The organism is Amycolatopsis sp. NPDC059657 (assembly GCF_042734395.1).
In the GTDB taxonomy this organism is placed as follows: Bacteria; Actinomycetota; Actinomycetes; order Mycobacteriales; family Pseudonocardiaceae; genus Amycolatopsis.
Genome location: NZ_JBHWEB010000013.1, coordinates 56,537 through 81,359 on the forward strand (window position 1 = coordinate 56,537; position 24,823 = coordinate 81,359).

Below are 24,823 nucleotides of genomic sequence, written 5' to 3' on the forward strand. Positions count from 1 at the left end.
TCAGTGGCAGGTGTAGGTCGGGCTGCTGTCGAGCACCTTGCTGTCCAGCCCGATCAGCTGACTGGTGAACGAGTTGTCCGTCATGGTCAGCTTGAGCACACCGTGTGTCTTGAGCATCTTGGCGGTAGTCGCGTGCGCCGTCTTCAGGGGATACAGGCCGGCGCCGCCCATGCCGCCGAGGATCTCCACCGGACCGGCCGGGTTGGCATTGCCGTTGGCGTCCTGCGGGATGAATCGCTCATAGTGGTGGTCGTGGCCGTTGAGCACCAGGTCGACCTTGGCGTCGACCAGCGGCTGCCACAACACCTGCGCGCCGGAGTTGTCGCCGTGGTCGCCGGAGCTCCACCGCGGGTGGTGGAAGTACGCGGCGACGCAGCCCTTGGTGTTCGCCGCCAGGTCCGCCTTGAGCCAGGCCACCTGAGGCGGGTCGGCCGCGGCGTTCAGCCCGTCGCCTTCCTCGACGACGAAGTCGTTCGAGTCGAGCGAGATGAAGTGCCAGTTGCCCATGTTCCAGCTGTAGTACCGCTTGCCGTCCGGTTTGGCGATCGTGCCGAAGTACTTCTCGTATCCGGCGAACGGCGGGCTGTCGTAGGTGTCGTGGTTGCCGACGGAGGGCTTGGTGATGCTCTTGAACTTGCCCCACGTCTTGTCGTAGTAGTTCGTGTAGTCCGAGTAGTGCGCGTCGTCGTACTGGTTGTCACCCATGGTGATGACCGCGGCGGGGTTCATGGCCTGGACGAGAGCCGCGGTCTTGGGGTGGATGCAGGAGGACGAGCTGGCGGTGCACTGCTCGGCGATGTCACCGGCCGCGGCGAGCACGAAGCTGCCGCCGCCACCGCCTGCCGGGGTCGTCACCGCGAGCGCGGTGCTGACGCCGGACACGTTGCCGGCACCGTCACGGGCGCGGACCGTGTACGAGTATGCGGTCTCCGGGGAGACTGTGGTGTCGGTGTAGGAGTTCGTGGCCGAGGTGCCGACCACTGTGCCACCGCGCAGGATGTCGTAGCCGTCGACGGCCACGTTGTCGGTGGAGGCCGTCCAGCTCAGCGCCACGCTGGAGGCGGCGACCGCGTCCGCCTTCAGCCCGGCCGGCGTGCTCGGCGGCTGCGTGTCACCGGTGGTGTCGGTGACGCCGTACACCTGGAGTTCCCAGAGTGAGTAGCCGTAGCTCGTGCCGCGGGCGGTGCCGACGACGCGGACGTACCGGCCTCGTCCGGTCAGCCCGGTCCGATCGTCGATCCCGCCGTCGCCGGCGTCGTTCGTGTCCACTGTGGTCCACGTCGTGCCGTCGGCCGACAGCTCGATGCGGTACCTCTTGGCGTAGGCGACTTCCCAGTTCAGCTTCACCCGGTGCACGGCGGCCGACTGGCCGAGGTCGACCCTGATCCACTGCGGATCCGAGCCTTCGGCGCTGGCCCAGCGGGTCGTGGTGCTGCCATCCACGGCGTACTTCCCCGCGTACGAGGAACTTTCCTGGCTGGAGGTGGCGGTGATCTTTCCTTGCGACAGCAGGACGTCGGCGGCTGCCGACGTCGCTGTCATGGTCATGGGCAGTAGTACTGCCGCGGGTATGAGCACAGCTAAGGCTCGTTTGATAGTGGTCACTTCGGGAGCTCCTCTTGGCCGGACGGCTGGCAGGGAGAGAAGTACGTGTACAACGGGTAAACAGTAAAGAAAGTTTCTTAACTAACAAGTCCCGCGACTGTAGCCCGTCCCTTTTTCGCCTAGCAAGACCATCCCCTGGATGTCGTAACCCAGTAGTTATGCGAAAGCCCCCTCCGCTGCGCGGTGCGCAACGGAGGGGGCTTCACTTGCGCCGATCCATGTCAGCAACGCGGCACGACATGCACCGTCCCGTGCAACGTATCCGGTACCAGCAAAGAGTTTGCTCGCTCATCGAGCAGGAAATCCGCGGTCGTGCTACGGCCCACGCCGGACAGCAGCACCTGGACGTTCTCGCCGTCGCGATCCATTTTCCAGACCGTGCCGTTGTCGAAACTCGACACATAGATGGAGCCGTCGTGACCCTGTGCGACACCGTCCGCACCACGAAAACCGGTGGCGATGATCTTTTTGCGATCCTGTTCAAGATCGGTTTCGACAACGTTGCCATAGAACATGTCGACCATCAGCAGCCGACCCGGCTTCCGGCTCGGCGCGACGCCATTCAGTACGAGCGTCTTGCGAGAAGGCTTGACCACCTCGGTGATCTTGCCCGTCAACGGGATGCGGTAGACCCGCGCGGAGGACGGGATGGCCGCGCCCTGAGGGCTGTCGACCGGCCAGAGGTAGCCGTTCGGGTCGCGCATGAAACCGCGGCCGCCCATTTCACTCACGTACACGGCGTCGCCGTCTTCCGCCGCGGCCACATCATTGAGGAACTCGATGGTCTTCGGGAAAGAAGCGGGAGTGGCGAGCACCTTTTTCACGCCGTTTTTGTCGATCGTCCACACTGTCGTCGTGTCGGCGACGACAAGATACTTCCCGGTGAACGCGATACCTCGCGGATTGTCGAGCCCGGTGGCGAAAGTGGCGACCGCTCCGGTCTTCGGATCGAGCGTGCGGACCTCGCCGTCGTTCCTGCCGAGCTCGGGCGCACCCTGGATGGTCACGAAAACCTTGCCGTCAAAGCCTTTCGTGACACTCTCGGGCCGCGCGCCGACGGTGAAGGAGACCGCGGCGGGAACGGCGACGGCCGGGCCGGTGAACGTCAGTGTCGCGACGGCCGCGAGCAGCGCGGCACGCGAAGACCATTTGTGCGGAGGCATGGCGGCAGAGTCGCACGGCGGATATCGGCTTAGCCAGAAGGAAAGGCGAAGTTCGGCGTTTCAGCCCATTGAATGTTTCAATGACCGAGAAGCTCATTGATTTCGCGCACCGCTGAGCGGCCCGCCCGATTCGCGCCGACCGTGCTCGCGGAAGGCCCGTAGCCGACCAGATGCAGCCGCGGCTCGGCGACGACGCGGGTTCCGTCCAGCTTGATGCCACCGCCCGGCTCGCGGATGCGCAGCGGCGCGAGATGGTCGATCGCGGCGCGGAAGCCGGTCGCCCACAGGATGATGTCGGCCGCCTGCTCGGTGCCGTCCGGCCACACGATGCCACGCGGGGTGATCCGCTCGAACATCGGCTTGCGGTCGAGGATGCCGTCCGCCTGAGCCTGGCGAACCTCGGGAGTGAGCGCCAGGTCGGTCACGCTGACCACGCTCGCGGGTGGCTTGCCCGCGCGCACCGCGCGCTCCACCTTCGCGACGGCCTCGCGGCCCCAGTCTTCGGAAAACGGGCCGGAGCGGAAGACCGGTGGCCGTCGCGTCACCCAGGTCGTGCCGCGGGCGACGGTCGCGATCTCCATCAACAGCTGGATCGCCGAGGTCCCACCGCCGACGACCACCACACGCTTGCCGCGGAACTCCCCCACGCCGGTGTAGTCGGCGGTGTGCAGCTGACGCCCGGCGAAGGTCTCCTGTCCCGGATAGTGCGGCCAGAACGGGCGATCCCAGGTGCCGGTCGCGCTGATCACCGCGCGCGCCGACCAGGACTCGGCGGCACTCGCGACCACGAGCCGGTCCTCGGCACGGCTCACCGAGAGCACGTCGACCGGGCGCTGGACCGGCAGATCGTAGGTGCGCTCGAAGCGGTCGAAGTACTCCGAAACGACCTCGGACGCGGGCCTGCTCTGATCCGGCGTGCCCAGCGCCATTCCCGGCAGGTCGTAGAGCCCGTGCACCTTGCCGAGCACCAGCGAGGGCCAGCGATACTGCCACGCGCCGCCCGCGCGTTTGCCGTGGTCGAGCACGACGAACCCGCTGCCGTTCCGGAAACCGGTCCGGCGCAGGTGATAGGCGGCCGAAAGACCGGCCTGTCCGGCTCCGATCACGACTACGTCGGTCTCGTGGTCCGCGCTCATATCGGGTTCAACGGGAACCGTCGCCGGATATTTCGCGGTTTCGGTCACACGCCAGGGCGTGTTTCTCGGATCGGGTGCGATGAGAGTCGTGATCCAGGTGGTTCCTGGCGGTACCGCGAGATCATCCTCGTACCGGGTTGTACTCGGGTGATCCCGCGGTGCCGCCAGGGGCCGCCTGGGCGCGGCTATCGCGCATCCGATCCGAGAAACGCGCCCTAGCGGCGAAGCAGCTTCCTGATCAGCAGGAAGGCCGCGATCGCCGCGCCGATGGCGAGCACCGGGCGCAAACGTTTGGCCACCGAGTCGCCCGCGAGTTCGACCAGGTCGATCGACTCGGACTCCGGGATCGGGGGCACGCTGCGCAGCTGAGGCCGTTCGGGTTCCGGCTCGGGCTCTTCGGGAGTGCCGAGCTTCTCGGCCAGCCGCGCCGCGAACTGGTCCAAGATCTTGCCGCCGACCTCGCTGATCATCCCGCGCCCGAACTGGGCGGGCTTGCCGGTGACCGAAAGCTCGGTCGCGACCGCGCCGTGGGTGCCGCCGTCGCGCTCGGTCAGCGTGAGGGTGACCGTGGCGGACGCCGTGCCCGCGCCGCGCGCGTCCTTGCCCGCCGCCTTGATGACGACCTTCTTCGCGGTTTCGTCCTTCTTGAGGAATTCGCCGGTGCCCTTGTAGAGCAGGGAGATCGGCCCGAGCTTGACCTTCACCGTGCCGCTGAACGTGTCGCCCTCGACCTTCGTGACCGTCGCGCCCGGCATGCAGGGCGCCACGTACTCGGGGTCGATCACGGCCTTCCAGACGTCCTCGACGCCTGCCGGAACGGTGAATTCATGGTCGAGCCGCACGGGCCGACCTCCCTTCTGGTTACGTGCCGATCGCCGACGCGAGCGCCCTGCCGGTGAGCACGCGGGCGAGCTGCTGCCGGTATTCGGCGTCGGCGTTGCCGTCGACGGGCGGGCTGGTGCCCTCGGCCGCGTGCGCGGCGGCCGCCGTGATCGCTTCGGCCGTGGCGGGCTGGCCCACCAGTGCCTGTTCGACGCCGGTGGCGCGCATCGGCGTCGAACCCATGTTCGTCAGCGCGACCCTGGCCTCGGTGATCGTGGCACCGTCGGTCCGCACCGCGGCCGCGACGGCGACCATCGACCAGGCCTGCGCGACGCGGTTGAACTTCTCGTAGTGCGAGTACCACCCGGTGTGCTTCGGCACCCGCACCTCGACCAGTATCTCGTTCTCCGCAAGTGCGGTGGTGAACAAGTCCTGGAAGAACTCCGCGGCGGGCACGCTCCGGCGGCCGTCCGGTCCCGCGATGACCAGTTCGCAGTCCAGCGCGAGCACCGGCGCGGGCAGGTCACCGGCGGGGTCGGCGTGCGCGAGCGAGCCGCCGAAGGTGCCGCGGTGACGCACCTGCGGATCGGCGACCGTGTCGGTGGCGCGGGCCAGCAGCGCGGCGTGCTCGGCGACCAGGTGATCGCGTTGCACGTCGTAGTGCGTGGTCATGGCGCCGATGACGAGCGCGTCGCCGTCCTCGCGGACCCCGCGCAGCTCGCCGATCTTGCCGAGGTCGACCAGCAAGGTCGGCGTGGCGAGCCGCATGCGCAGCACGGGAAGCAGGCTCTGCCCGCCCGCGATCACCTTGGCATCCTCACCGGCTTCGGTGAGCGCGCGGATCGCTTCGTCCACTGTGGATGGTGCGACGTAGTCGAAACTCGCGGGAATCACTGCGCACCTCCGGATGCGTCGATCGAGCCGAGTCCGCCACCGGCTTCGGAGCCGATATCGCCGGCGGCCTTCGTCCCGTGCTGGATGGCGTGCCACACGCGCATCGGCGTCATCGGCATCTCGATGTCGGTCACCCCGAAATGCCGCACCGCGTCGACGACCGCGTTGACAACGGCGGGCGTGGACGCGATCGTGCCCGCCTCGCCGACTCCCTTGGCGCCCAAGGGGTTCGTGGTCGACGGGGTTTCCGTGCGGTCGGTGGTGAACGAGGGCAGGTCGGCCGCGGACGGCAGCAGGTAGTCCGCGAACGTGCCCGTGGTCAGCGTGCCGCTCTCGTCGAACACCGCCTCCTCGAACAACGCCTGCGCGATGCCCTGCGCGAGCCCGCCGTGCACCTGGCCCTCGACGATCAACGGGTTGACCGCCACGCCGACGTCGTCGACGCAGACGTAGCTGCGCAAGGTGATCCGGCCCGTCTCGGTGTCCACTTCGGCCGCACAGAGGTGCGTGCCGTGCGGGAACGAGAAGTTCTCCGGGTCGTACGTGGCATCGGAATCCAGCGACGGTTCGATGCCGTCCGGCAGGTTGTGCGCCATGAACGCGGCGAACGCGACCTCCTGGATACTCGTCGCCTTGTCGGTGCCCTTGACGGTGAACTGCCCACCGGCGAATTCGAGATCGTCCTCCGAACATTCCATGAGGTGCGCGGCGATCGTGCGAGCCTTCCCGATCACCTTCTCCGCCGCCTTGATGACCGCGATCCCGCCGACGGTCAGCGAGCGCGATCCGTAAGTGTCCAAGCCCTTGTGGGAGGACTGAGTGTCGCCATGCAGCACTTCGACATCTTCGAACGGCACACCGAGCTGGTCCGCGACGATCTGGCTCCACGCCGTCTCATGGCCCTGGCCGTGCGCGGAGGACCCGGTGACGACTTCGACCTTGCCGGTGGCGAGCATCCGGATGGCGGCGTGCTCCCAGCCACCCGCGCCATAGGCCAGTGAACCGAGGACCCTGGACGGCGCGAGGCCGCACATCTCGGTGAACGTCGAGATCCCGATGCCGAGCTGGATCGGGTCGCCGCTCGCGCGCCGCTCCGCCTGCTCGCGGCGCAGGCCGTCGTAGTCGAAAAGCTGCTTGGCCTTCTCGGTCGCGGCCTCGTAGTTGCCCGAGTCGTAGGTCAGCCCGCACACCGTGGTGAACGGGAACTCCTCGTGCTTGATCCAGTTCTTCTCGCGCAGCTCCATCGGGTCCATGCCGAGTTCGGCCGCCAGCTCGTCCATGATCCGCTCGACGGCGAATGTCGCCTCCGGACGGCCCGCGCCGCGATAGGCGTCGGTGAGCGTGGTGTTGGTGAACACGTTGGTGCAGGCGAAGTGGTACGCCGGGAACTTGTAGATCGCGTTGAACATGAACGCGCCGAGAATCGGCACACCCGGCCCGACCAGTCCGAGGTACGCGCCCATGTCGGCCTTGAGGTCGGCCTTCAGCCCGAGCACCGTGCCGTCGCGCTTGGCCGTGATCGTGATGTCCTGGATCTGGTCGCGGCCGTGGTGCGCGGTGAGCATGCACTCGGAGCGCGTTTCATTCCATTTCACCGGTTTGCCGAGCTTCTGCGCGACGGCCAGCGCCATCGTCTCCTCGGGCAGCACGGCGATCTTGCCGCCGAATCCGCCGCCGACGTCCGGCGCGATCACCCGGAGCTTGTGCTCGGGGATGCCGAGGGTGAGGGCTGCCATCGTCTTGAGGATGTGCGGGATCTGCGTCGCCGACCACAGGGTGATCTGCGTGCCGGTCGGGTCGACCACGCAGGCCCTGGGCTCCATGAACGCGGGCACCAGCCGCTGCTGGCGGAAGCGCCGGGTCACCGTGACTTCGGCGTCGCCCGCGGTCTCGGCGAAGCTCGCGCCCGTGCCCGCTTCGCCGGAGTCGAACACCCACACCGCGTTGGTGTTGGTGCCGAGTTCCTCGTGCACCAACGTCGCGTCCTCGGCGAGCGCGGTCTCGAGGCCGAGCACTACCGGCAGCTCTTCGTAGTCGACTTCGATGTACTCGAGCGCGTCGTGCGCCTCGGCCGCCGTGCGCGCGGCGACCACCGCGACGCCTTCACCGGCGAAGTTCACCTGGGTGGCGGCGAGCATCGGGCGGCGCGGCGACTTCATGTCCGGGGTGATCGGCCACGCGCAGGGCATGCCGACCTCGCTCGCGGGATCCAGGTCGGTGGCCGTGAAGACGGCGACGACACCGGCGGCCTGTTTCGCCGCGGAGGTGTCGATGCTGAGGATCTTGGCATGCGCGTGCGGGCTGCGCAGCACAGCGAGATGCAGCATGCCGGGCAACGTCATGTTGTCCGTCCACCTGGTCCGCCCCGTGATCAGCCGCTCGTCTTCCTTGCGGCGCCGGGACTTTCCTACCTCCGGCTCGATGGTGGCGGTCATCATTCGCCCCCGATGCCCACGTGCGAGGCGCTTTCCTGCGACGACATCCGCTCGGCCTCAGGCCCGGCGCCCGGCCGCATGTGGTGCGCGGCGTCGCGGACCGCGCGCACGATGTTCTGGTACCCCGTGCAGCGGCAGAGGTTGCCTTCCAGTCCTTCCCGCACGGCTTTTTCGTCAGGGTCGGGGTTGTCCGCCAGCAGGTCGATCGACTGCATGATCATGCCCGGCGTGCAGAAACCGCACTGCAGCGCGTGATTGTCGTGGAACGCCTGCTGCACCGGATGCAGCTTGCCCTCGCGGGCAAGTCCTTCGATCGTGGTGATCTCACAGCCGTCGGCCTGGACCGCGAGCACCGAGCAGGACTTGACGCTGTGCCCGTCCAGATGGACGGTGCAGGCGCCGCAGTTGCTGGTGTCGCAGCCGACCACGGTGCCTACCTTGCCGAGCCGTTCACGCAGATGGTGCACGAGTAGCGTGCGCGGTTCGACCTCGTCGCTGTACTTGGTACCGTCCACGGTGACGGTGATGCGCATTGCGGTCTCCAGTGCTGGGAGCGGGTGTGATCGGACTCACTTTCGAGCGTGCTACTTCCCGTTCCCCGGTACAACCCCCCACCTGTGCGAGCGCCTCGGCCGATCCGCAGCTGCGGTTTTCTGGGCTTTCCTGACCCGAATTCGCGGAGTTCCGCTGTACTCCATTCAGCCGAGCGACAAAATTTACTGCACCCGGTCGAGAAATCCGTTGGTGATCAACCATCCGACATTGATCGGTGTCGGCGCACCGGGCACCAGAGTGGCGTCGAGCTGATATTGGGTACCGCCACCCGGCTGCGCGAACCACGGCGCGATCGGACCCGAATGGACCTTGAACTCCTTGGCCACCTTGTACACGTGGTAGTTGCACGACGCGGCCGGGATGCTGGTCAGGCTCTGCGGCGGGATCGACCGGGACGAGTACGGCGCGCCTTTCGGCGCCAGGAATGAGCCGTACTCGCTGCCGAAACGATCAATGGCGAGCCCTGGGCTCAGTGAGATGGCGAATTGGATCGGGGTGCCGTCGGGGTAAAGGACATAGCCGTCCTTGGGCGGATAACGCCAGGAAGAAGCCGTCGAATCGTAGAAGGCTTCGAGGAATCGCTGTTCGGTGAGGTATCCCGTTCGCTGGTACCCGCGCAGTTCCCTGCCGACGTCGCCTGCCACCGGCAGCTTTTCCGGGCCGAGGCGCTTGTCCCCGTGGTAGAAGGTGTCCGAGCATTCGGTGGCCCTGCCGGTCTCCTGCGCGTAGGCGGTGGTCGGGGCGAGCAGCAAGGCGAGCGCCGCGAAAACCGTGGCTGTGCGTTTGAAGGGCATGCACTCGACCTCACCGCAAAAACCCTTGCGGTGTCGAGAGTCTGAACGGGTTAGCCGTGAATGCGGCCGCTCAGCTCCGCCAGCCGACGGCCACCGCCGCCCCAGCGCAGTGCGATGATCTCCGCCGCGATGGACACCGCGGTCTCCTCAGGCGTGCGGGCTCCGAGGTCGAGCCCGATCGGCGAGGAAAGCTTCTCGAGTTCGTGCTCGGTCAGGCCGGCGTCGCGCAGGCGGGAGAACCTGTCGTCGTGCGTCTTGCGTGAGCCCATCGCGCCGACGTAGCCGACGTCGAGGCGCAGCGCGAACTCCAGCAGCGGCACGTCGAACTTCGGGTCGTGGGTGAGCACGGCGATCGCGGTGCGGCGGTCGATCTTGCCCGCGTCCGCCTGCGCCTTGAGGTAGCGGTGCGGCCAGTCGACGACGACCTCGTGCGCGTCGGGGAACCGGCTGGCGGTGGCGAACACCGGCCGCGCGTCGCAGACGGTGACCTCGTAACCCAGGTAGGCGCCCATTTTGGCCATCGCGGTCGCGAAGTCGATCGCGCCGAAGACGAGCATCCGGGGCGGCGGCTCGAAGGAATTGACGAACACGGTCATGCCCTCGCCGCGGCGCTGGCCGTCCGGGCCGTAGTGCAGGACGTCGGTGCGCCCGGTGGCGAGCAGCCCGCGCGCGTCGTCGGCGACTGCGTCGTTCATCCGGGACGAGCCCAGCGTGCCGGTCACCCGGTCCGGCCAGACGATCAGATGACGGCCGATGAGCCCGGTCAGCTCGTGCTCGATCACCGTGACGATCGCGACCGGCTGCCCGTCGCGCACGGATTCGACGACCTCGCCCAGCTCCGGCAACGTCTCGCGGTCGATCCGCTCGACGTAGATGTCGATGATCCCGCCGCAGGTCAGCCCCACCGCGAACGCGTCGTCGTCGGTGACGCCGTAGCGCTGCAGAACGGGCGTACGGTCCTCGACGACCTGCTGGGCCAGCTCGTAGACGGCGCCCTCGACACAGCCGCCGGACACACTGCCGGTGACCTCGCCGTCCGGCCCGACCAGCATGGCCGCGCCGGGTTCCCTCGGCGCCGACGAGAACGTCGCCACCACGGTGCCGACTCCGACGGTCTCGCCCGCCGACCAGCGGCGGTGCAACTCGTCCAACACATCACGCATTGCGGATCTCCACGAGCAGTCGTTCCAGAGTCGCCAGGCTGTGCCCGGCGAGCAGCGCGTCCAGATGCGGCAGCGCGGCGGCGATCCCGGACTGCACCGGTGCGTAACCGTCGCGCCCCGCATGGGGATTAACCCAGAGTACGGCGTGCGCGAGCCTGCGTGCCCGCGCGAGCTGGTCGGCGAGCAGGCTCGGGTCACCCCGTTCCCACCCGTCGGAGAAGATCACGACCACCGCCTGCCTGGCCAGACCCCGCTGTCCCCACCGGTCGAGAAAGACCCTGAGCGTCTCGCCGAGCCGTGTCCCGCCCGCGAAATCCGGCACGGCTTCCCCGGCCGCGAGCATGGCGCGCTCGGGATCACGCTGCCGCAGCTGCCGGGAGACCCTGGTCAGCCGGGTGCCGAGGGTGAAGACCTCCACGCTGGACGGCGCGCTCCTGACCACCACGTGCGCGAACCGGAGCAGCGCGTCGGCGTACGGGCTCATCGAACCGGAAACGTCGATGAGCAGTACGACGCGCCGGGGCCGTCGCGCGCGGTCGCGATACGCGAGCTTGGTGAGTTCACCGCCGCCCGCGAGCATGCCGCGCAGCGTCCTGGCCGGGTCGAGCCGCCCTCGTTTCGACCGGCGCTGCCGGAGTGATGATCTTTGGGGTGGTACCGGGCGGAGCACGGCGAAAAGCTCGCGGAGATGTTCGCGCTCGGCGATCGAAAGTTCGCCGAGGTCGCGGTGCCGCAGGATCTCGGTGTCGCTCGCGGCCGCGTTGAGCTGTTCGGGGGTCTGGGAGGACTCGCCGTTCTGACGACCCGCGGTGAGCGTGGCCATTTTCGACTTGCGCTCACGGGTGACGGGTTTGGCCGCGCGCCGCGGCGGCTCATCGCCGAACCAGCGCGCGAAAGCGTCTTCGTAGCGGGGCAAGTCGTCGGGGTCCGCGCAGAGGGTCAGCCTGCCTGCCCAGTAGAGCTGGGCGGGCTCGGCGAGATCGAGGCGCTCGACCGCGTCGAGGTACGCCTGCACGCGATGCGCGTCGCAAGGCAGACCGGCCTCACGCAACGCGGTCGCGAAGCCGACGAAACCCGGAAGCGGATCCATGCGTCCATTGTGCGCTCTTCGAAGGAATAAGTGCGGTCTGGCGGCCGATCCTCCCCAGGCCGGGCGCCAGACCGCGCTCTTCGCAGCGACCATGGCCTGGTAGCGAGTAGGCCGGGCGCGAAGAGATCGGGGAAAGCTGGTTGATGGGCATAACAGTGACCGAACGAATCGCGATGGTCAAAGGAATTAACCGGCGCTACGGTAGGCACATGATCTTGCGCCGCTTGGCCTTCGCGGCACTCGCCGCTCTCACCGTGACCACCGCGCTCACCGTCCCCGCACAGGCTTCGGCGCCGACACCGGTCGTGTTCGACACCGACATGGACTTCGACGACGCGGCCACGCTCGCGTATCTCTGCCAAGCGCACAAACGGCATCGCATCGAACTGCGCGCGGTCACCGTGGTCAACAACGGATCCGGAACTCCGGGCCGCGCGCTCACGCATACCCGCACGATTCTCGAAAAATGTGGCCTGAGCGGCATTCCGGTGGCCGACGGCTCGGACAAGGGCGTCAACACGCCGACTCCGGACGCGCGCGCCTGGACCGAGAAGGTGCTTTCCGGAGCACTCGGGGACGGGAATCGGCTGGACCGTCCTTCGGTGCTTCCGGCTTCGCTGCTGTTCGCGGCGAGTGTCCTCACGGCACGGACGCCGGTCGTGGTGGTCGCGACGGGTCCGCTCACCACCGTCGCGAAGGCGACGAGGCTGCCGGGTGTCGCCGAGAAGATCAGCCGGATTTCGGTGATGGGCGGTGCGTTCGGCGTCGCGGGCAATGTCGAAGCGCCGGGAGCCGACGGCACGCAGGAGACCAATCTCTGGCTGGATCCGGTATCGGCACGCGAGGTGTTCCAGCGGTCACGTGTGGACATCGTGCCGCTCGACGCTACCAACGACGTGCCGATCACGCCCGCTTTCGTGCACCGGCTAGGTGCCGGTAGCACTGCGGAAAGCCTTATGGTGCACGGAATCCTGACGCAGCCGGACATCTGGCCGTTCATCGAGCAGGGTGTCGGCTACTGGTGGGACACGCTCGCCGCGTCGGCCGCTTTCGACGCGACGAGCCCGGTCGAGTTCCGCCAAGACCGCGTCGACGTCGTGGTGACCGGGAAATCAGCCGGGCGAACGGTCATCAGCGCCGACGGCACGCCGCAACGCGTTGGCCACCATGGGAATCTCACCGCTTACGAGGCGGGCTACTTCGCGATGCTCAACGGGGGTTAGGCGAACAGGCTGTCGAGTTTGGCGCGGACACGGTCGAGGTCTTCGCTGTACTTGAGCACCGCGCCGAGGGTGCGGGCGGCGGACTCGGCGTCGAGTTCGTCGCGGCCCAGCGCGAGCAACGCCCGCGTCCAGTCCAGTGATTCGGCCACGCCGGGCGGCTTGAGGAGTTCGAGCTCGCGCAGCCGGCGGACGGCGACCGCGACCTGGGTGGCGAGCCGTTCGCCGACGCCGGGCAGGCGCCTGCGCAGGATGGCGACCTCGCGGGTGAGGTCGGGATGGTCGAGCCAGTGGTAGAGGCAGCGGCGCTTGAGCGCGTCGTGCACCTCGCGGGTGCGGTTCGAGGTGAGCACCACGATCGGCGGGCGCTGCGCGCGGATCTCGCCGAGCTCGGGGATGGTGACCGCGTTTTCGTCGAGCAGCTGCAACAGGAACGCCTCGAACTCGTCGTCGGCGCGGTCGATCTCATCGATCAGCAGTACGCACGGCGCTTCGCGCAGCGCCCGCAGCAACGGCCTGGCCAGCAGAAACCGCTCGGTGTAAAGCGACTGCTCGGCCGTTTCGACGTCGAGTGCGCCGTTGGCGGCTTCGAGTGCGCGCAGGTGCAGGAGCTGGCGTGGGAAGTCCCATTCGTACAGTGCCTGCGCGGCGTCGATGCCCTCGTGGCATTGCAGGCGGATGAGCGGGAGTTCGAACGCCTGCGAGAGCGCGACCGCGAGCGAGGTCTTGCCGGTGCCGGGTTCACCCTCGCAGAAGAGCGGGCGGCCCATGCTCAAGGTGAGGAACGCGGCGGTGGCCACGCCGTCGTCGGCGAGGTAGCCGACGGCGCCGAGCTTGTCCGCCATCTCCTCGGGAGTCATGGGTTCGAATCTACTCGGGCGCGAAGCGCCTCCGTTGAGAGTGGCGGTGGGAGACGGGCGGGCGTAGGTCACCTGGGCGGTCGACGTCGCGTCCAACTCCGAGGTCGGCGCATTCGACCAGTTGGAGGTCGGTTCTGGTGGCGAGCCAGTCGCGGGCGCCGCGATCACCGCGCGCGGTGTCGGCGATCTCCGGCCACCAGCGCCTGCCGAGCAGCACGGGGTGCCCGGGGACGCCGTCATAGCTCGCGCGCGCGGCGGCTTCCGGGCCCGCGGTGGCACGGACCCGCTCGATGATGTCCGGGCCCACCCAGGGCAGGTCGACGAGGTGCACGAGCACCGAACCGGCCTCCGTCGCGGCGAAGGCGTCGAGCCCGGCACGCAGGGAGGCGCCCATGCCGGTCGGCCAGTCTTCGGCGTCAACGGCGATCGACGGGTCGGGCAGCAGCGCGCGAACCTGGTCGGCCTCGGCGCCGAGCACGACGCGGATCGGCGCGCAGCCGCCCTCGGTCAGCGTGCGCAACGCACGCAGCAGCAAGGGTTCGCCGTCGAGTTCGGCCAGTGCCTTCGGGCCGCCGAAGCGGCGTCCGGCGCCGGCCGCGAGGAGCAGGCCGCCTGCTTCAGCCACGCCTGGCCCTGGCGGGCGAGGTGATGGCGAGGTCGTTTTCGATGCGCTTCGCCGCGTTGAGCAGCGGCGGCAGCAGCTCCTCGCGCATGGATTCCGGGGTCGTGCGGCTGGCGTGGGTGGACAGGTTGACGGCCGCAATGATGCGGCCCTGCCGGTTGCGGATCGGCGCGGCGACCGAGCGCAGGCCCTCCTCGAGTTCCTGGTCGACCATCGCCCAGCCTTGCGCGCGGACCTGCGCGACCTCGGCGCGCAACGCGTCGTCGGAGGTCAGCGTGTGCGCGGTGAGCGGGTCGAGCTTGGCGACCATGAGGTACGCCTCGAACTCGGCGACGCTCAGCCCGGACAGCAGGACATGGCCCATCGAGGTGGCGTAGGCGGGGAACCGGGTGCCGACGTTGATGCTGACCGTCATGATCCGCGACACGGCCACGCGCGCGACGTACACGACGTCGGTGCCCTCCAGCACCGAGACCGAACTGGACTCGCGCACCTCGGCGGACAGGAACTCCAGGTGCGGCTGCGCGACCTCGGGCAGCGACATGCTGGACAGGTAGGAGTAGCCGAGCTCGAGCACCTTCGCGGTGAGCGAGAAGTACTTGCCGTCGGTGCGGACGTACCCGAGATCGGTGAGCGTGAGCAGGAACCGGCGAGCGGCGGCCCTGGTCAGCCCGGTCGAGCGGGCCACGTCACTGAGGGTGAGCTCGGCCGCGTCGGCATGGAACGCCTTGATCACCGCCAGGCCCCGTTCCAGCGACTGCACGTGGTGCGCGCCGCGCTCTGCCTCTTCCATTTGCCCAGCTTATCCCGTGGGTACCTCCCCCAGCTCGGTCAGGACACGTTGCGCGATCGCGAAAGCCGCGTTCGCGGCGGGCGCGCCGACGTAGACGGCGGTGTGGAGGATGGTCTCGCTGATCTCTTCGACGGTGAGTCCATTGTGGATTGCCACACGGACGTGCATGGCCAGTTCTTCGTGCGCTTGCAACGAAGTGAGCACGCCGAGGGTAATGAAGCTGCGGGTACGCCGGTCGATGCCGTCCCGTGCCCACACCGAACCCCAGGCCGAGCGGGTGATGTAGTCCTGGAACGGCTGGGAGAACGAGGTGGCCGCGGCGGTGGCCCTGTCGACGTGCGCGTCGCCGAGTACCTCGCGCCGCACCTTCATGCCTGTTTCGTAAAGATCGTCAGTCATCGCTCCCCTTGAGGTGGTCCAGGATGAGCGGGGTGAACGCCTCGGGCCGCTCGACATTGCCGAGGTGCGCTGCGCCTTCGACGATCTCCAGCCGGGCGCCGGGGATCCCGTCCGCGATGCGCTGGGCGTGCTCGACCGGGGTGGCCACGTCCTCGCCGCCCGCGATGACCAGCGTCGGCGCGGTGATCTTCGGCAGGTCGCCTGCCAGGTTCATCCGCTCGAGCGCCTGGCAGGACGCGATGTAGCCGTCCTGGGGCGTGCTGACCAGCATGGTTCGCAACGCCTGGCGATCACCGGCGAACGAAGGGGTCACCCAGCGCGCGAGGCCGCCGTCCGCGATGGCTTCGAGCCCGCCGTCCCGGACCGTGTTGACCCGGTCCACCCACATGCTGGGCGGGCCGAGTTCGGCCGAGGTGCAGCAGAGGGTCAGCGAGCGGATCCGTTCCGGCGCGTGCGCGCCGAGCCACATCCCGGTCATGCCGCCGAGCGAAAGCCCGACGAGGTGCGCGCGCTCGATGTCCAGTTTGTCCAGCAGCGCGACGACGTCCTCGCCGAAATCGGCGATGCTGTACGGCCCCGGCGGCACGGGCGAGTCGCCGTGACCGCGGTGGTCGTAGGCGATCGCGCGGTAGCCCGCCGCCGCCACCGCGCGGACCTGGTCGTCCCACATGCGCAGGCTGCTGCCGACGGAACCGCTGAACACCACGGGGCTGCCGTCACCGAGGGTCTCGTAGTGCACCGCGACGCTCATGCGTGTCCTTTTCGCTTGTGGTGAGCCGAAAGCGCGCGCTCGACGAAGGTCTGGGCGCTCCCGAGGTACCCCGACGGGTCCAGTAACCCCACAATACCGGCGCGGTCGAGATGCTTGCCCACCAACGGATGCGCGGCCAGCAGATCCACCAGCGCCCCCTCTCCCGCCGCGGCGCGGCGGCTGCAGTCGGCGACCGCGTCGTGCGCGGCGAGCCGCCCTGCCTTGTCCACCAAGGCTCCGGTGACCCGCTCGGTCATCAGCTCATCGCGGACGTTCTCCCGCATCGCGCGTTCGTCGACGCGCAGCCGTTCGAGACTCGTGCGCAGCCAGTGCACGGCCGAGCCGGTGCCCCGCAGCAATTCCTGCAGTGGCCGCCACTCGGCGTGCCACGCGCCCGCCGCCCGCTGATGATCTTGTTCCATCGCGGCGAAGACACTCGCGACCAGCCCCGGCGCCGGGCGGGCGCAGGCCAGCACGGCGACCGCGGCGACCGGGTTTCGCTTGTGCGGCAAGGTGGACGAACCGCCGGATCCGGCCGGTCCCGCTTCGAAGACCTCACCGATCTCGGTCTGCGCCAGCAACGTGACGGTCCGCGCGATCCGCGCGGCGACGCCGTCGACCTCACCCAGCAACCCGGTGAGTTCGGCGACACGAGTGCGTTCGGTGTGCCAAGGCAGCTGAGGCTCGTCCAGCTGGAGTCGCTCGCTGAACGCCTTGACCACGGCCGGGCCGTGCTCGCCGTAGGACGCGAGCGTGCCCGCCGCCCCGCCCAGCTGCGCGGCCGGGCGATACGCGCCGAGCCTGCCGATGACCGTGTCCAACCCGGACAGCCAGCTCGCCACCACACACCCGAAGGTGGTGGGCAAGGCCTGCTGCAGGAGGGTACGCCCGGCTTGGACGGTGCGGGCGTACCGCTCGGCGAGTTCGGCCGCGCGGTCCGCGCAGGCTTCGAGGTCCTCGAGCAGCGGGACGAGCGCACGGGCGACCACCAGCATGAGCGCGCTGTCCAGCACGTCCTGGCTGGTCGCCCCGAAGTGGACATACCCGGCGGCGTCCCCGTGGACCTGAGTGGTCAGCGCCCGCACGAGCGGCCCGGCCGGGTTCCCGATCGCGACGGCCTGCGCCCCCAATTCCACGACGTCGTAGTACTCCGCGCGGCACGCCTCGGCGATGTTCCTGGCGTGCGCTGGCTGGAGCAGCCCGGCGTCGGCGAGCGCGCCCGCGAGCGCGGCCTCGACGTCGAGCATGGCCTGCAGCCACGCTTGATCACCGAGTTCCGCCCGCACCGGGCCCGCCGCCAGAAGTGGATCGAAGAGGTCAGACATCGAAGAACACTGTCTCGCCCTCTCCTTGAAGGCGCACGTCGAAGCGGTAGCCGTCCTCGGTCTTCGTCGCGATCAAGGTGTGGCGGCGGTCCTCGGGAACCAGGGCGAGCACCTGGTCGGCGCCGTTGTCCTCGTCTTCGAAGTAGATCCGCGTGACCACCCGATGGAGCAGCCCGCGCGCGAGCACGCTGACGTCGATGTGCGGCGCCTGCGGCTCACCGCCGGCTCCCGGAACGGCACCGGGGACGACGGTCCGGATCCCGTACTGCCCGTCCGGGTCGGTCGGGCAGCGTCCGAAGCCACGGAAGCCGTTCCCGGCCGCGCCACGCGGGTCGTCGGGGTGATCGAAGCGGCCGTCGGCGTCGGCCTGCCAGGTCTCGACGAGCGCGTCCGGGACCGGCTCGCCTGCCCCGTCGGACACCGTGCCCCGGATCCAGATCGCGCCGGGTGTGCCGTCGGGAACGACCTCGGGCCCGTCCGCCCAGGGCAGCCCGATCGACAGGAACGGCCCGACCGTCTGCGAAGGCGTGCTCATTCGTCTTCCTCCTCCTCGTCTTCGAAGACCGAGGCGTCGCGGCCGCGCAGGACGATGTCGAACTGGTAGGCCAAGGCCCAGTTGGCCTCGGTGCGGTCGAGGTCGAAGCGGGAGACCATCCGCTGGCGGGCCTTCTCGTCCGGGATGGAGTTGAAGATCGGGTCCTGGCCGAACAGCGGGTCGTCCGGGAAGTACATCTGGGTGACCAGCCGCTGGGTGAACGCCGTGCCGAACACCGAGAAGTGGATGTGCGCCGGGCGCCAGGCGTTGTCGTGGTTCTTCCACGGGTACGCGCCCGGCTTGATCGTGGTGAAGGTGTAGCGGCCGTCGTCGTCGGTCAGCGTGCGGCCGACCCCGTCGAAGTTCGGGTCCAGCGGCGAGGGCCAGCGGTCCCCGGTGTGCTTGTAGCGCCCGCCCGCGTTGGCCTGCCAGATCTCGACGAGCGAGTTCCGCACCGGCCTGGCGTCGCCGTCGAGCAGCCTGCCGGTGACGATGATCCGCTGGCCCTGCGGCTCCCCCGCGTGCTGGCGGGTGAGGTCGTTGTCGAACTCCCCGAGCCTGCCGGGGCCGAGCAGCGGGCCCGTGACCTCGGTGAGCTGCTGCGGCAGCAGCACCAGCGGCTGCCGCGGGTGCCGCAGCTTGGTCGAGCCGTAGCCCGCGTAGTCCAGCGGCGGATGGGTGCCGTCCGGATCACGTGCGTACCGCGGCAACCGCAGGTCTCCCATGGGTTTCCCTCCTAAGCCTCGATGACGACGGCCAGTCCCTGGCCGACTCCGATGCAGATGGCGGCCAGGCCCCAGCCACCACCGCGGCGGCGCAGTTCGTAGGCCAGCGAAGCGAGGATCCGCCCGCCGGACGCGCCGAGCGGGTGGCCGATCGCGATGGCGCCACCGTTGACGTTGACGATCGCCGGGTCGAGCTTCGGCCAGTCGGCCAGGCACGCGAGCGACTGCGCGGCGAAGGCCTCGTTCAGCTCGACCGCCTTGAGGTCTTCCCAGCCGATCCCGGCCCGCTCGAGCGCGATCTCGGCCGCCTTGACCGGCCCGATGCCGAACACATCGGGGTCGACACCCGCCGCACCGCGCCCGGCGATCCTGGCCAGCGGCTGCTTGCCGAGCCGGTCCGCCGCGGCCGCGTCACCGAGCAGCAGCGCGGACGCTCCGTCGTTGAGCGGGGACGAGTTGCCTGCCGTGACCGTCCCTTGTGGACGGAAGGCCGGCTTGAGCTTGGCCAGCTTGTCCGTGCTCGAATCCGGCCTGATGCCCTCGTCCCGTTCGAGACCTTCGACCGCGACGACATGCGTGTCGTAGAAGCCGTCATCCCAGGCTTTCGCCGCGTTGACATGGCTCTTGACCGCGAACGCGTCCTGCTCGTCGCGGCCGATGCCGTAGCGCTCGGCGAGCAATTCGGTGGACTCTCCGAGCGAAACCGTCCACCGCTCGGGCATCTCGGGGTTGACCATGCGCCAGCCGAGGGTGCTGGAATGCAGGGTCTGTGGCGTGCTCGGGAACGCCTTCTCCGGCTTGAGGAGGATCCACGGCGCCCGGCTCATCGACTCGACGCCGCCCGCGACGACCAGCGAAGCATCGCCGACCTGCACCGCCCGGCTGGCCTGCATGACCGCGTCGAGCCCTGACCCGCACAGCCGGTTGACCGTGCTGCCCGGCACCGAAGTCGGCCACCCGGCGAGCAGCGTGGCCATCCGCGCGACGTTGCGGTTGTCCTCGCCGGCGCCGTTGGCGTCGCCGAGGATCACCTCGTCGACCGTCGCCGGGTCGAGGTCGTTGCGCTCGCCGAGCGCCTTGACGACGGTGGCGGCGAGATCGTCGGGACGGACGCCGGACAGCGCGCCGCCGTAGCGGCCGAACGGGGTCCGGACCGCGTCGAGGATGAAGGCCTGCTCGGTCATGCCGCTTTCAGCTCCCTCAGAACGCCGAGTTCGGCATCGGTCGGCGCCGGTGTCACGCCGAGATCCGGCGAGACCTTGAGATTCCAGCCGGTGGCGGCGCGGACCTGGTCCAGTTCGATGCCGGGATGGAGTTCGGTCAGCACCAGCTCACTGGTCCCGGGATCGGGCCGCAGGATGCCGAGGTCGGTGACGACCAGCGTGGGACCCGCGCCGGGCAGGCCGAGGCGTTCGCGGTCGCCCTTGCCGGTGCCGTGACCGAACGAGGTGATGAAGTCGACCCGCTCGACGAACGCGCGTGCGCTTTGCCGCAGCACCACGAAGACCTCGCGGCAGGAGGCGGCGATCTCGGGCGCGCCGCCCGCGCCGGGCAGGCGGACCTTGGGATCGTGGTAGTCGGAACCGATGACCGTGGTGTTGATGTTGCCGAACTTGTCCAGCTGCGCGGCGCCGAGGAAGCCGACGTCGATCCGGCCAGGCTGGAGCCAGTAGTTGAACACCTCCGGCACGCTGATCACCGCGTCCGAGGTGTCGGCCAGCTCACCGTCCCCAATGGACAGTGGCAGCCGGGAAGGCTTGGCGCCCAGGCAGCCCGACTCGTAGACCAGGGTGAGGCCGGGTGCGTGGGTGCGCCTGGCCAGGTTCGCCGCCGTGCTCGGCAGGCCGATGCCCACGAAGCACGACATCCCGTCGCCGAGCGCGCGCGACGCGGCCACGCTCATCATCTCGTCCGAGCTGTACTCGCTCATGCCGCCACCCCCGCCAGCCACTTGCCGAACTCCTCGCGATCACGGCTGATCGCGTCCCATGCCTGGTAAGCGTCATTGTCGCGCTCGTAATACCCCGCCGCGTAGGACGGCGAAGCGCCACCGGGGACCTCGGCGACCGCGGTGACCACCCAGGCTGGCAGCACCACGGCTCCCGGCCGGGGCTCCAGCTCGTCGACGATCTCCTCGACGGTGACCAGCGACCGCCGAGCCGCCAGCACCGCCTCCTTCTGCACTCCGGCGATGCCCCAGAGCTGGACGTTGCCCGCCCGGTCCGCACGCTGGGCGTGCACGATGGTGACGTCCGGGTTCAGCGCGGGAACGGCCGTGAGCACCTCGCCGGTGAACGGGCAGGTGATCGGCTTGATCGTCTCGGTCTGGGCGGCCAGATCCGTGCCGGTGTAGCCACGCAGCACCGCGAACGGCAGCCCGGACGCGCCGGCGACGTACCTGTTCGCCATGCCCGCGTGACTGTGCTCCTCGATCTCCAGCGGCACCGGCCACGAGTGCTGGACGGCGTCCCGGAACCGGTGCAGTGAACCGACTCCGGGATTGCCGCCCCACGAAAAGATGAGCTTGCGCGCGCAGCCGGCGCCGATCAGCTGGTCGTAGACGATGTCCGGGGTCATCCTGACCAGCGTGAGGTCCTTGCGGCCCTGACGGATGATCTCCTGCCCGGCAGCAACGGGGATCAGATGCGTGAAGCCTTCCAAGGCCACAGTGTCGCCATCGTGCACCAACTCGGCCACCGCATCACTCAACGACACCACCTTCGCCACGGCTGATCTCCCTTCCCGAAGAGCGTTCGTATCGCGCACACACGTTCTACATATGAACATACGCCTAGACGTGGCGATCGTCCAGCGATTACCTCGTCCGGGTGGGTCAGTGGCTCTCAGGCAGCCATTCGACGACCTTGAAATCACCGCGCTCGACAGTCTCGGCGGGCGCACTGCTCAGGCATTTCGGCACCGACCCGGTGCCCGCGGTACCGAGCACCCAGCTGTAGCCGACGCGGTCGCGCCTGCCGTGGTCGTACACGGTCATGCCCCGGCGCACCCCCTGCAGGCCTGGCACGTTCGTGGCGGTGACGACGCCGGTCACCACCGCGACCGGGCCACCCACGAGCAGGCAGTCGACGGCCCCTTCGAACCAGCCCGACTCCCCGCCGAACGCGTGAAAGACACGGAACGTGCCGCGCGCGCCGGTGGCGAAACCGTGCGCGTCGAAGGTGAACTGGACGTCATCTCCCGCTGGGCGGTACATCTTGGCGTGCCCCACCAGGCTCGGTTCCGGCGGCTTGGCTTCGGCGGCACTCGCCGTGCCGGTCGCGGCGAGCACGAGCGCGGCACCGACGGCCGCGGCGTAGTTGCGGTACATCTGATTACCCCCTTGTCTGCGCGGGAATTTCCCGCCGCGACAAGGGTCTCGATGCCACGGCCGCAGCGGCTCACCCGCGGAGGGGAACCCGCTCCCCCACAGAGGGGGCCCGCCAGTGCCTTAGGCTGTCGATGTGCGACCAAAGATCGCCGTCACAAGGCGGATTCCAGACGAAGCGATGCGGGTACTGGCCGAAGCGGGCGAGGTGGTCGTCTCACCGGAAGACCGGCCGCTGACCCCCGATGAGCTGCACGAACTCATCCAGGGCGCGTCCGCCGTGGTGAGCATGGCGTTCGACCGGATCGACCCGGCCAAGATCGGCCAAGAACTCCGAGTCGTCTCCAATGTCGCCGTCGGCTACGACAATCTCGACGTTCCCGGATTCGCCGAGCGCGGCGTGATCGTGACGAATACGCCGGGTGTGCTCACCGACGCCACGGCCGATCTCGCGTTCGGGCTGCTGCTGGCGGTGACACGGCGGCTCGGCGAGGGCGAACGGCTGTTGCGCGCGAAGCAGCCGTGGTCGTTCCACCTCGGGTTCATGCTCGGAACCGGCCTGCAGGGCAAGACGCTCGGCATCGTCGGGCTCGGCCAGATCGGGCAGGCCTTCGCCAAGCGCGCGCTCGCCTTCGGCCTGCGGATCGTCTACTCAGGACGGTCCCGTGTCGCCCCCGAGATCGAAGAGGCCTTGGGCGCCAAGTACTTGCCGTTCGACGAGCTGATCGCGTCGTCGGACTTCGTTTCACTGCACTGCCCGCTGACGCCGTCGACCCGGCACCTGATCGACGCGGACGTCCTGCGTGCCATGAAGCCGAGCGCGTACCTGGTCAACACCACGCGCGGCCCGGTCGTCGACGAACCGGCGCTCGCGGACGCCTTGCTGGCAGGCGAGATCGCGGGCGCGGCGCTGGACGTGTTCGAGAAGGAGCCCGAGGTGGAACCCCGGCTGCTGGAGCTGGACAACGTGGTGGTGATGCCGCATCTGGGTTCGGCCACCGTCGAGACCAGGACCGAGATGGCACTGCTGGCCGCGCGCAATGCCGTGTCGGTGCTGGCGGGCAACGGCCCGATCACCGAGGTGCGCCCGTGAAGGTCGTGGTGGCTCCCGACAAGTTCAAGGGCAGCGTGACCGCGGTCGAGGCGGCCGACGCCATCGCGCTGGGCGTGCTCGACGCACTCCCCGATGCCTCGGTGGTGCGCTGCCCGGTCGCCGACGGCGGCGAGGGCACACTCGACGTGCTCGCGGCCGCCGGCGCGGAGATCGTCTCGGTGCGCGTCAGCGGGCCGCTCGGCACACCGGTCGACGCCACGTACGCCGTGCTCGACGGCTGCGCGTACGTCGAGTCCGCACGCGCCTGCGGGATCGAGTTCGTCACACCGTCGCCCTCGGTTTCCTTGCAGGCCAACACTTATGGCGTCGGCGAGCTGATCGCGCACGCGCTCTCGCGCGGGGTCGGGCGGCTGGTGCTGACCGTCGGCGGGACCGCTTCGACCGACGGCGGCGCCGGCATGCTGCAGGCACTGGGCGCCCAGGTGCTCGACGGCTCGGACGCCCCGATCGGGCTCGGCGGCGGCCCACTGCGCGAAGTGTCCGAAGTGGACTTGACGGCGGTGCTCACCCGGCTGTCGGGCATCCAGATCGGCGTGGCGACCGACGTGACCAATCCGCTGCTCGGCCCGTCCGGCGCGGCCGCCGTTTTCGGCCCGCAGAAGGGCGCTTCACCCGAAGAGGTCGCCGAGCTCGAAGAGGCACTGACCGCTTGGGCACGGGCATTGCACGTGATCGGCGCCGACGTCGCCGACATCCCGGGTTCGGGTGCGGGCGGCGGTATCGCCGCGGCGGCACTCGCACTGGGCGCTTCCGTCGAATCGGGCTTCGACCTGATCGTCGGCCTCACCGGGGTCGAGTCCGCTTTGGACGGTGCCGACCTGGTGATCACCGGCGAGGGTTCCCTTGACCCCCAAAGCCTCTTGGGCAAGGCCCCGGCCGGAATCGCCCGCCGCGCCAAGGGAATCCCCCTGCTCGCCATCGCGGGCCGGATCGCGCTGGACTCCTCCCAGCTCGCCTCACTCGGCGTCGTGGGCAGCCGTGCGCTGATCGACCACGCCCCGTCGCTCGAGTACGCGCTCGCCAACACCCCGGCCCTGCTGCGCGCCCAAGCCGCCGACCTGGTGCGGACCTGGGCTTCCACCACTTAGGCCCTGGAGTTATTGAGAGGAAAGCCAAATGTGGCGTGCTCGTGGTCTGCTGGTGAAGGCTCCCTTCACCAAGTTCTGGTTGGTGAAGGCTCCCTTCACCCAGCTATGCGGGGTGAACTAGGCCCTCATCGGGCAGTGTTGGGGTGGCGCGAAGGATTTGCGTCGTCCAACGCAGCAGGGGAATCCCTCGCTCAGCCGCGAAATGCCGTGCGCGAGTGGTGACTCTGCTCCGTTGGACGCAGCAGAGTTACCACTCGCAGCCCGTCCGAGCCTGGCGAGGCGAAGACCCCGTCGACCGGCCCGGAGCACGCCACATCTGCCATTCATTAGCCCGAAAGCCACTTCCGCCAGGTCTTATCTGACGAAAGTGGCTTTCGGGGGATCACACCTGACGAACGTCGCTTTCGGG

At 68.9% G+C, this 24,823-nt stretch carries 25 protein-coding genes; 3 read left to right on the forward strand and 22 right to left on the reverse strand.

The window, feature by feature from the left end:
- From ACFV15_RS09790 to ACFV15_RS09835, 10 genes are all read right to left on the reverse strand, one after another.
- Positions 1-1,548: a discoidin domain-containing protein gene (locus tag ACFV15_RS09790; RefSeq protein ID WP_378349799.1), complete on the reverse strand. Its 1,548-nt coding sequence runs from the start codon at positions 1,546-1,548 to the stop codon at positions 1-3.
- Between the two features lie 278 nt (positions 1,549-1,826).
- Positions 1,827-2,612, reverse strand: a complete 786-nt coding sequence (locus ACFV15_RS09795) for an SMP-30/gluconolactonase/LRE family protein (protein WP_378349800.1) — start codon at positions 2,610-2,612, stop codon at positions 1,827-1,829.
- 233 nt (positions 2,613-2,845) lie between these two features.
- Entirely contained in the window at positions 2,846-3,904 is a 1,059-nt protein-coding gene (locus ACFV15_RS09800; RefSeq protein ID WP_378349869.1) for an NAD(P)-binding domain-containing protein, read from the reverse strand.
- Positions 3,905-4,119: 215 nt separating this feature from the next.
- A complete protein-coding gene (locus tag ACFV15_RS09805; RefSeq protein WP_378349801.1) occupies positions 4,120-4,746 on the reverse strand; it encodes an SRPBCC family protein in 627 nt (208 codons plus the stop codon).
- Between the two features lie 19 nt (positions 4,747-4,765).
- Positions 4,766-5,620: an FAD binding domain-containing protein gene (locus ACFV15_RS09810; RefSeq protein ID WP_378349802.1), complete on the reverse strand. Its 855-nt coding sequence runs from the start codon at positions 5,618-5,620 to the stop codon at positions 4,766-4,768.
- Entirely contained in the window at positions 5,617-8,055 is a 2,439-nt protein-coding gene (locus tag ACFV15_RS09815; protein WP_378349803.1) for a xanthine dehydrogenase family protein molybdopterin-binding subunit, read from the reverse strand. Before ACFV15_RS09815 ends, ACFV15_RS09810 begins: the two co-directional genes overlap by 4 nt.
- Positions 8,055-8,588 (reverse strand): (2Fe-2S)-binding protein, encoded by a 534-nt coding sequence (locus ACFV15_RS09820; protein WP_370943512.1) that lies wholly within the window; start codon positions 8,586-8,588, stop codon positions 8,055-8,057. Before ACFV15_RS09820 ends, ACFV15_RS09815 begins: the two co-directional genes overlap by 1 nt.
- Positions 8,589-8,771: 183 nt before the next feature.
- Positions 8,772-9,404 (reverse strand): TNT domain-containing protein, encoded by a 633-nt coding sequence (locus ACFV15_RS09825; protein WP_378349804.1) that lies wholly within the window; start codon positions 9,402-9,404, stop codon positions 8,772-8,774.
- Positions 9,405-9,454: 50 nt separating this feature from the next.
- Complete coding sequence (locus ACFV15_RS09830) at positions 9,455-10,567, reverse strand: XdhC family protein (protein WP_378349805.1); 1,113 nt, start codon at positions 10,565-10,567, stop codon at positions 9,455-9,457.
- Complete coding sequence (locus ACFV15_RS09835) at positions 10,560-11,657, reverse strand: VWA domain-containing protein (protein WP_378349806.1); 1,098 nt, start codon at positions 11,655-11,657, stop codon at positions 10,560-10,562. Before ACFV15_RS09835 ends, ACFV15_RS09830 begins: the two co-directional genes overlap by 8 nt.
- Before the next feature lie 209 nt (positions 11,658-11,866).
- Here ACFV15_RS09835 and ACFV15_RS09840 point away from each other — a divergent pair, with 209 nt between their 5' ends.
- Positions 11,867-12,880 (forward strand): nucleoside hydrolase, encoded by a 1,014-nt coding sequence (locus ACFV15_RS09840; protein WP_378349807.1) that lies wholly within the window; start codon positions 11,867-11,869, stop codon positions 12,878-12,880.
- Here ACFV15_RS09840 and ACFV15_RS09845 read toward each other — a convergent pair.
- From ACFV15_RS09845 to ACFV15_RS09900, 12 genes are all read right to left on the reverse strand, one after another.
- Complete coding sequence (locus ACFV15_RS09845; protein WP_378349808.1) at positions 12,877-13,737, reverse strand: AAA family ATPase; 861 nt, start codon at positions 13,735-13,737, stop codon at positions 12,877-12,879. The two genes, ACFV15_RS09840 and ACFV15_RS09845, sit on opposite strands and share 4 nt — an antisense overlap.
- 10 nt (positions 13,738-13,747) lie before the next feature.
- Positions 13,748-14,362 (reverse strand): NTP transferase domain-containing protein, encoded by a 615-nt coding sequence (locus tag ACFV15_RS09850; protein ID WP_378349809.1) that lies wholly within the window; start codon positions 14,360-14,362, stop codon positions 13,748-13,750.
- Positions 14,355-15,152, reverse strand: a complete 798-nt coding sequence (locus tag ACFV15_RS09855; protein WP_378349810.1) for an IclR family transcriptional regulator C-terminal domain-containing protein — start codon at positions 15,150-15,152, stop codon at positions 14,355-14,357. Before ACFV15_RS09855 ends, ACFV15_RS09850 begins: the two co-directional genes overlap by 8 nt.
- Before the next feature lie 9 nt (positions 15,153-15,161).
- Positions 15,162-15,551: a 4-carboxymuconolactone decarboxylase gene (gene pcaC, locus ACFV15_RS09860; RefSeq protein WP_378349811.1), complete on the reverse strand. Its 390-nt coding sequence runs from the start codon at positions 15,549-15,551 to the stop codon at positions 15,162-15,164.
- Positions 15,544-16,302, reverse strand: coding sequence for a 3-oxoadipate enol-lactonase (gene pcaD / locus ACFV15_RS09865; RefSeq protein WP_378349812.1), 759 nt, complete (start codon positions 16,300-16,302; stop codon positions 15,544-15,546). The genes pcaC and pcaD overlap by 8 nt, the downstream gene beginning before the upstream one ends.
- On the reverse strand, positions 16,299-17,627 hold the full coding sequence (locus tag ACFV15_RS09870; protein WP_378349813.1) for an adenylosuccinate lyase family protein: 1,329 nt from the start codon (positions 17,625-17,627) through the stop codon (positions 16,299-16,301). The genes pcaD and ACFV15_RS09870 overlap by 4 nt, the downstream gene beginning before the upstream one ends.
- Positions 17,620-18,162 (reverse strand): protocatechuate 3,4-dioxygenase subunit alpha, encoded by a 543-nt coding sequence (pcaG, locus tag ACFV15_RS09875; protein WP_378349814.1) that lies wholly within the window; start codon positions 18,160-18,162, stop codon positions 17,620-17,622. Before pcaG ends, ACFV15_RS09870 begins: the two co-directional genes overlap by 8 nt.
- Entirely contained in the window at positions 18,159-18,887 is a 729-nt protein-coding gene (gene pcaH, locus ACFV15_RS09880) for a protocatechuate 3,4-dioxygenase subunit beta (RefSeq protein WP_378349815.1), read from the reverse strand. Before pcaH ends, pcaG begins: the two co-directional genes overlap by 4 nt.
- 11 nt (positions 18,888-18,898) lie before the next feature.
- Positions 18,899-20,071, reverse strand: coding sequence for a thiolase family protein (locus ACFV15_RS09885; protein WP_378349816.1), 1,173 nt, complete (start codon positions 20,069-20,071; stop codon positions 18,899-18,901).
- Positions 20,068-20,817, reverse strand: a complete 750-nt coding sequence (locus tag ACFV15_RS09890; protein WP_378349817.1) for a CoA-transferase subunit beta — start codon at positions 20,815-20,817, stop codon at positions 20,068-20,070. Before ACFV15_RS09890 ends, ACFV15_RS09885 begins: the two co-directional genes overlap by 4 nt.
- Positions 20,814-21,614 carry a CoA transferase subunit A gene (locus ACFV15_RS09895; protein WP_378349818.1) on the reverse strand — a complete coding sequence of 267 codons (801 nt, stop codon included), beginning with the start codon at positions 21,612-21,614 and terminating at the stop codon, positions 20,814-20,816. The genes ACFV15_RS09890 and ACFV15_RS09895 overlap by 4 nt, the downstream gene beginning before the upstream one ends.
- Before the next feature lie 106 nt (positions 21,615-21,720).
- Positions 21,721-22,215, reverse strand: coding sequence for a hypothetical protein (locus tag ACFV15_RS09900; protein WP_378349819.1), 495 nt, complete (start codon positions 22,213-22,215; stop codon positions 21,721-21,723).
- Between the two features lie 133 nt (positions 22,216-22,348).
- Here ACFV15_RS09900 and ACFV15_RS09905 point away from each other — a divergent pair, with 133 nt between their 5' ends.
- Entirely contained in the window at positions 22,349-23,305 is a 957-nt protein-coding gene (locus ACFV15_RS09905) for a 2-hydroxyacid dehydrogenase (protein ID WP_378349820.1), read from the forward strand.
- Positions 23,302-24,414: a glycerate kinase gene (locus tag ACFV15_RS09910; protein WP_378349821.1), complete on the forward strand. Its 1,113-nt coding sequence runs from the start codon at positions 23,302-23,304 to the stop codon at positions 24,412-24,414. The genes ACFV15_RS09905 and ACFV15_RS09910 overlap by 4 nt, the downstream gene beginning before the upstream one ends.
- Positions 24,415-24,823 lie beyond the last annotated feature (409 nt).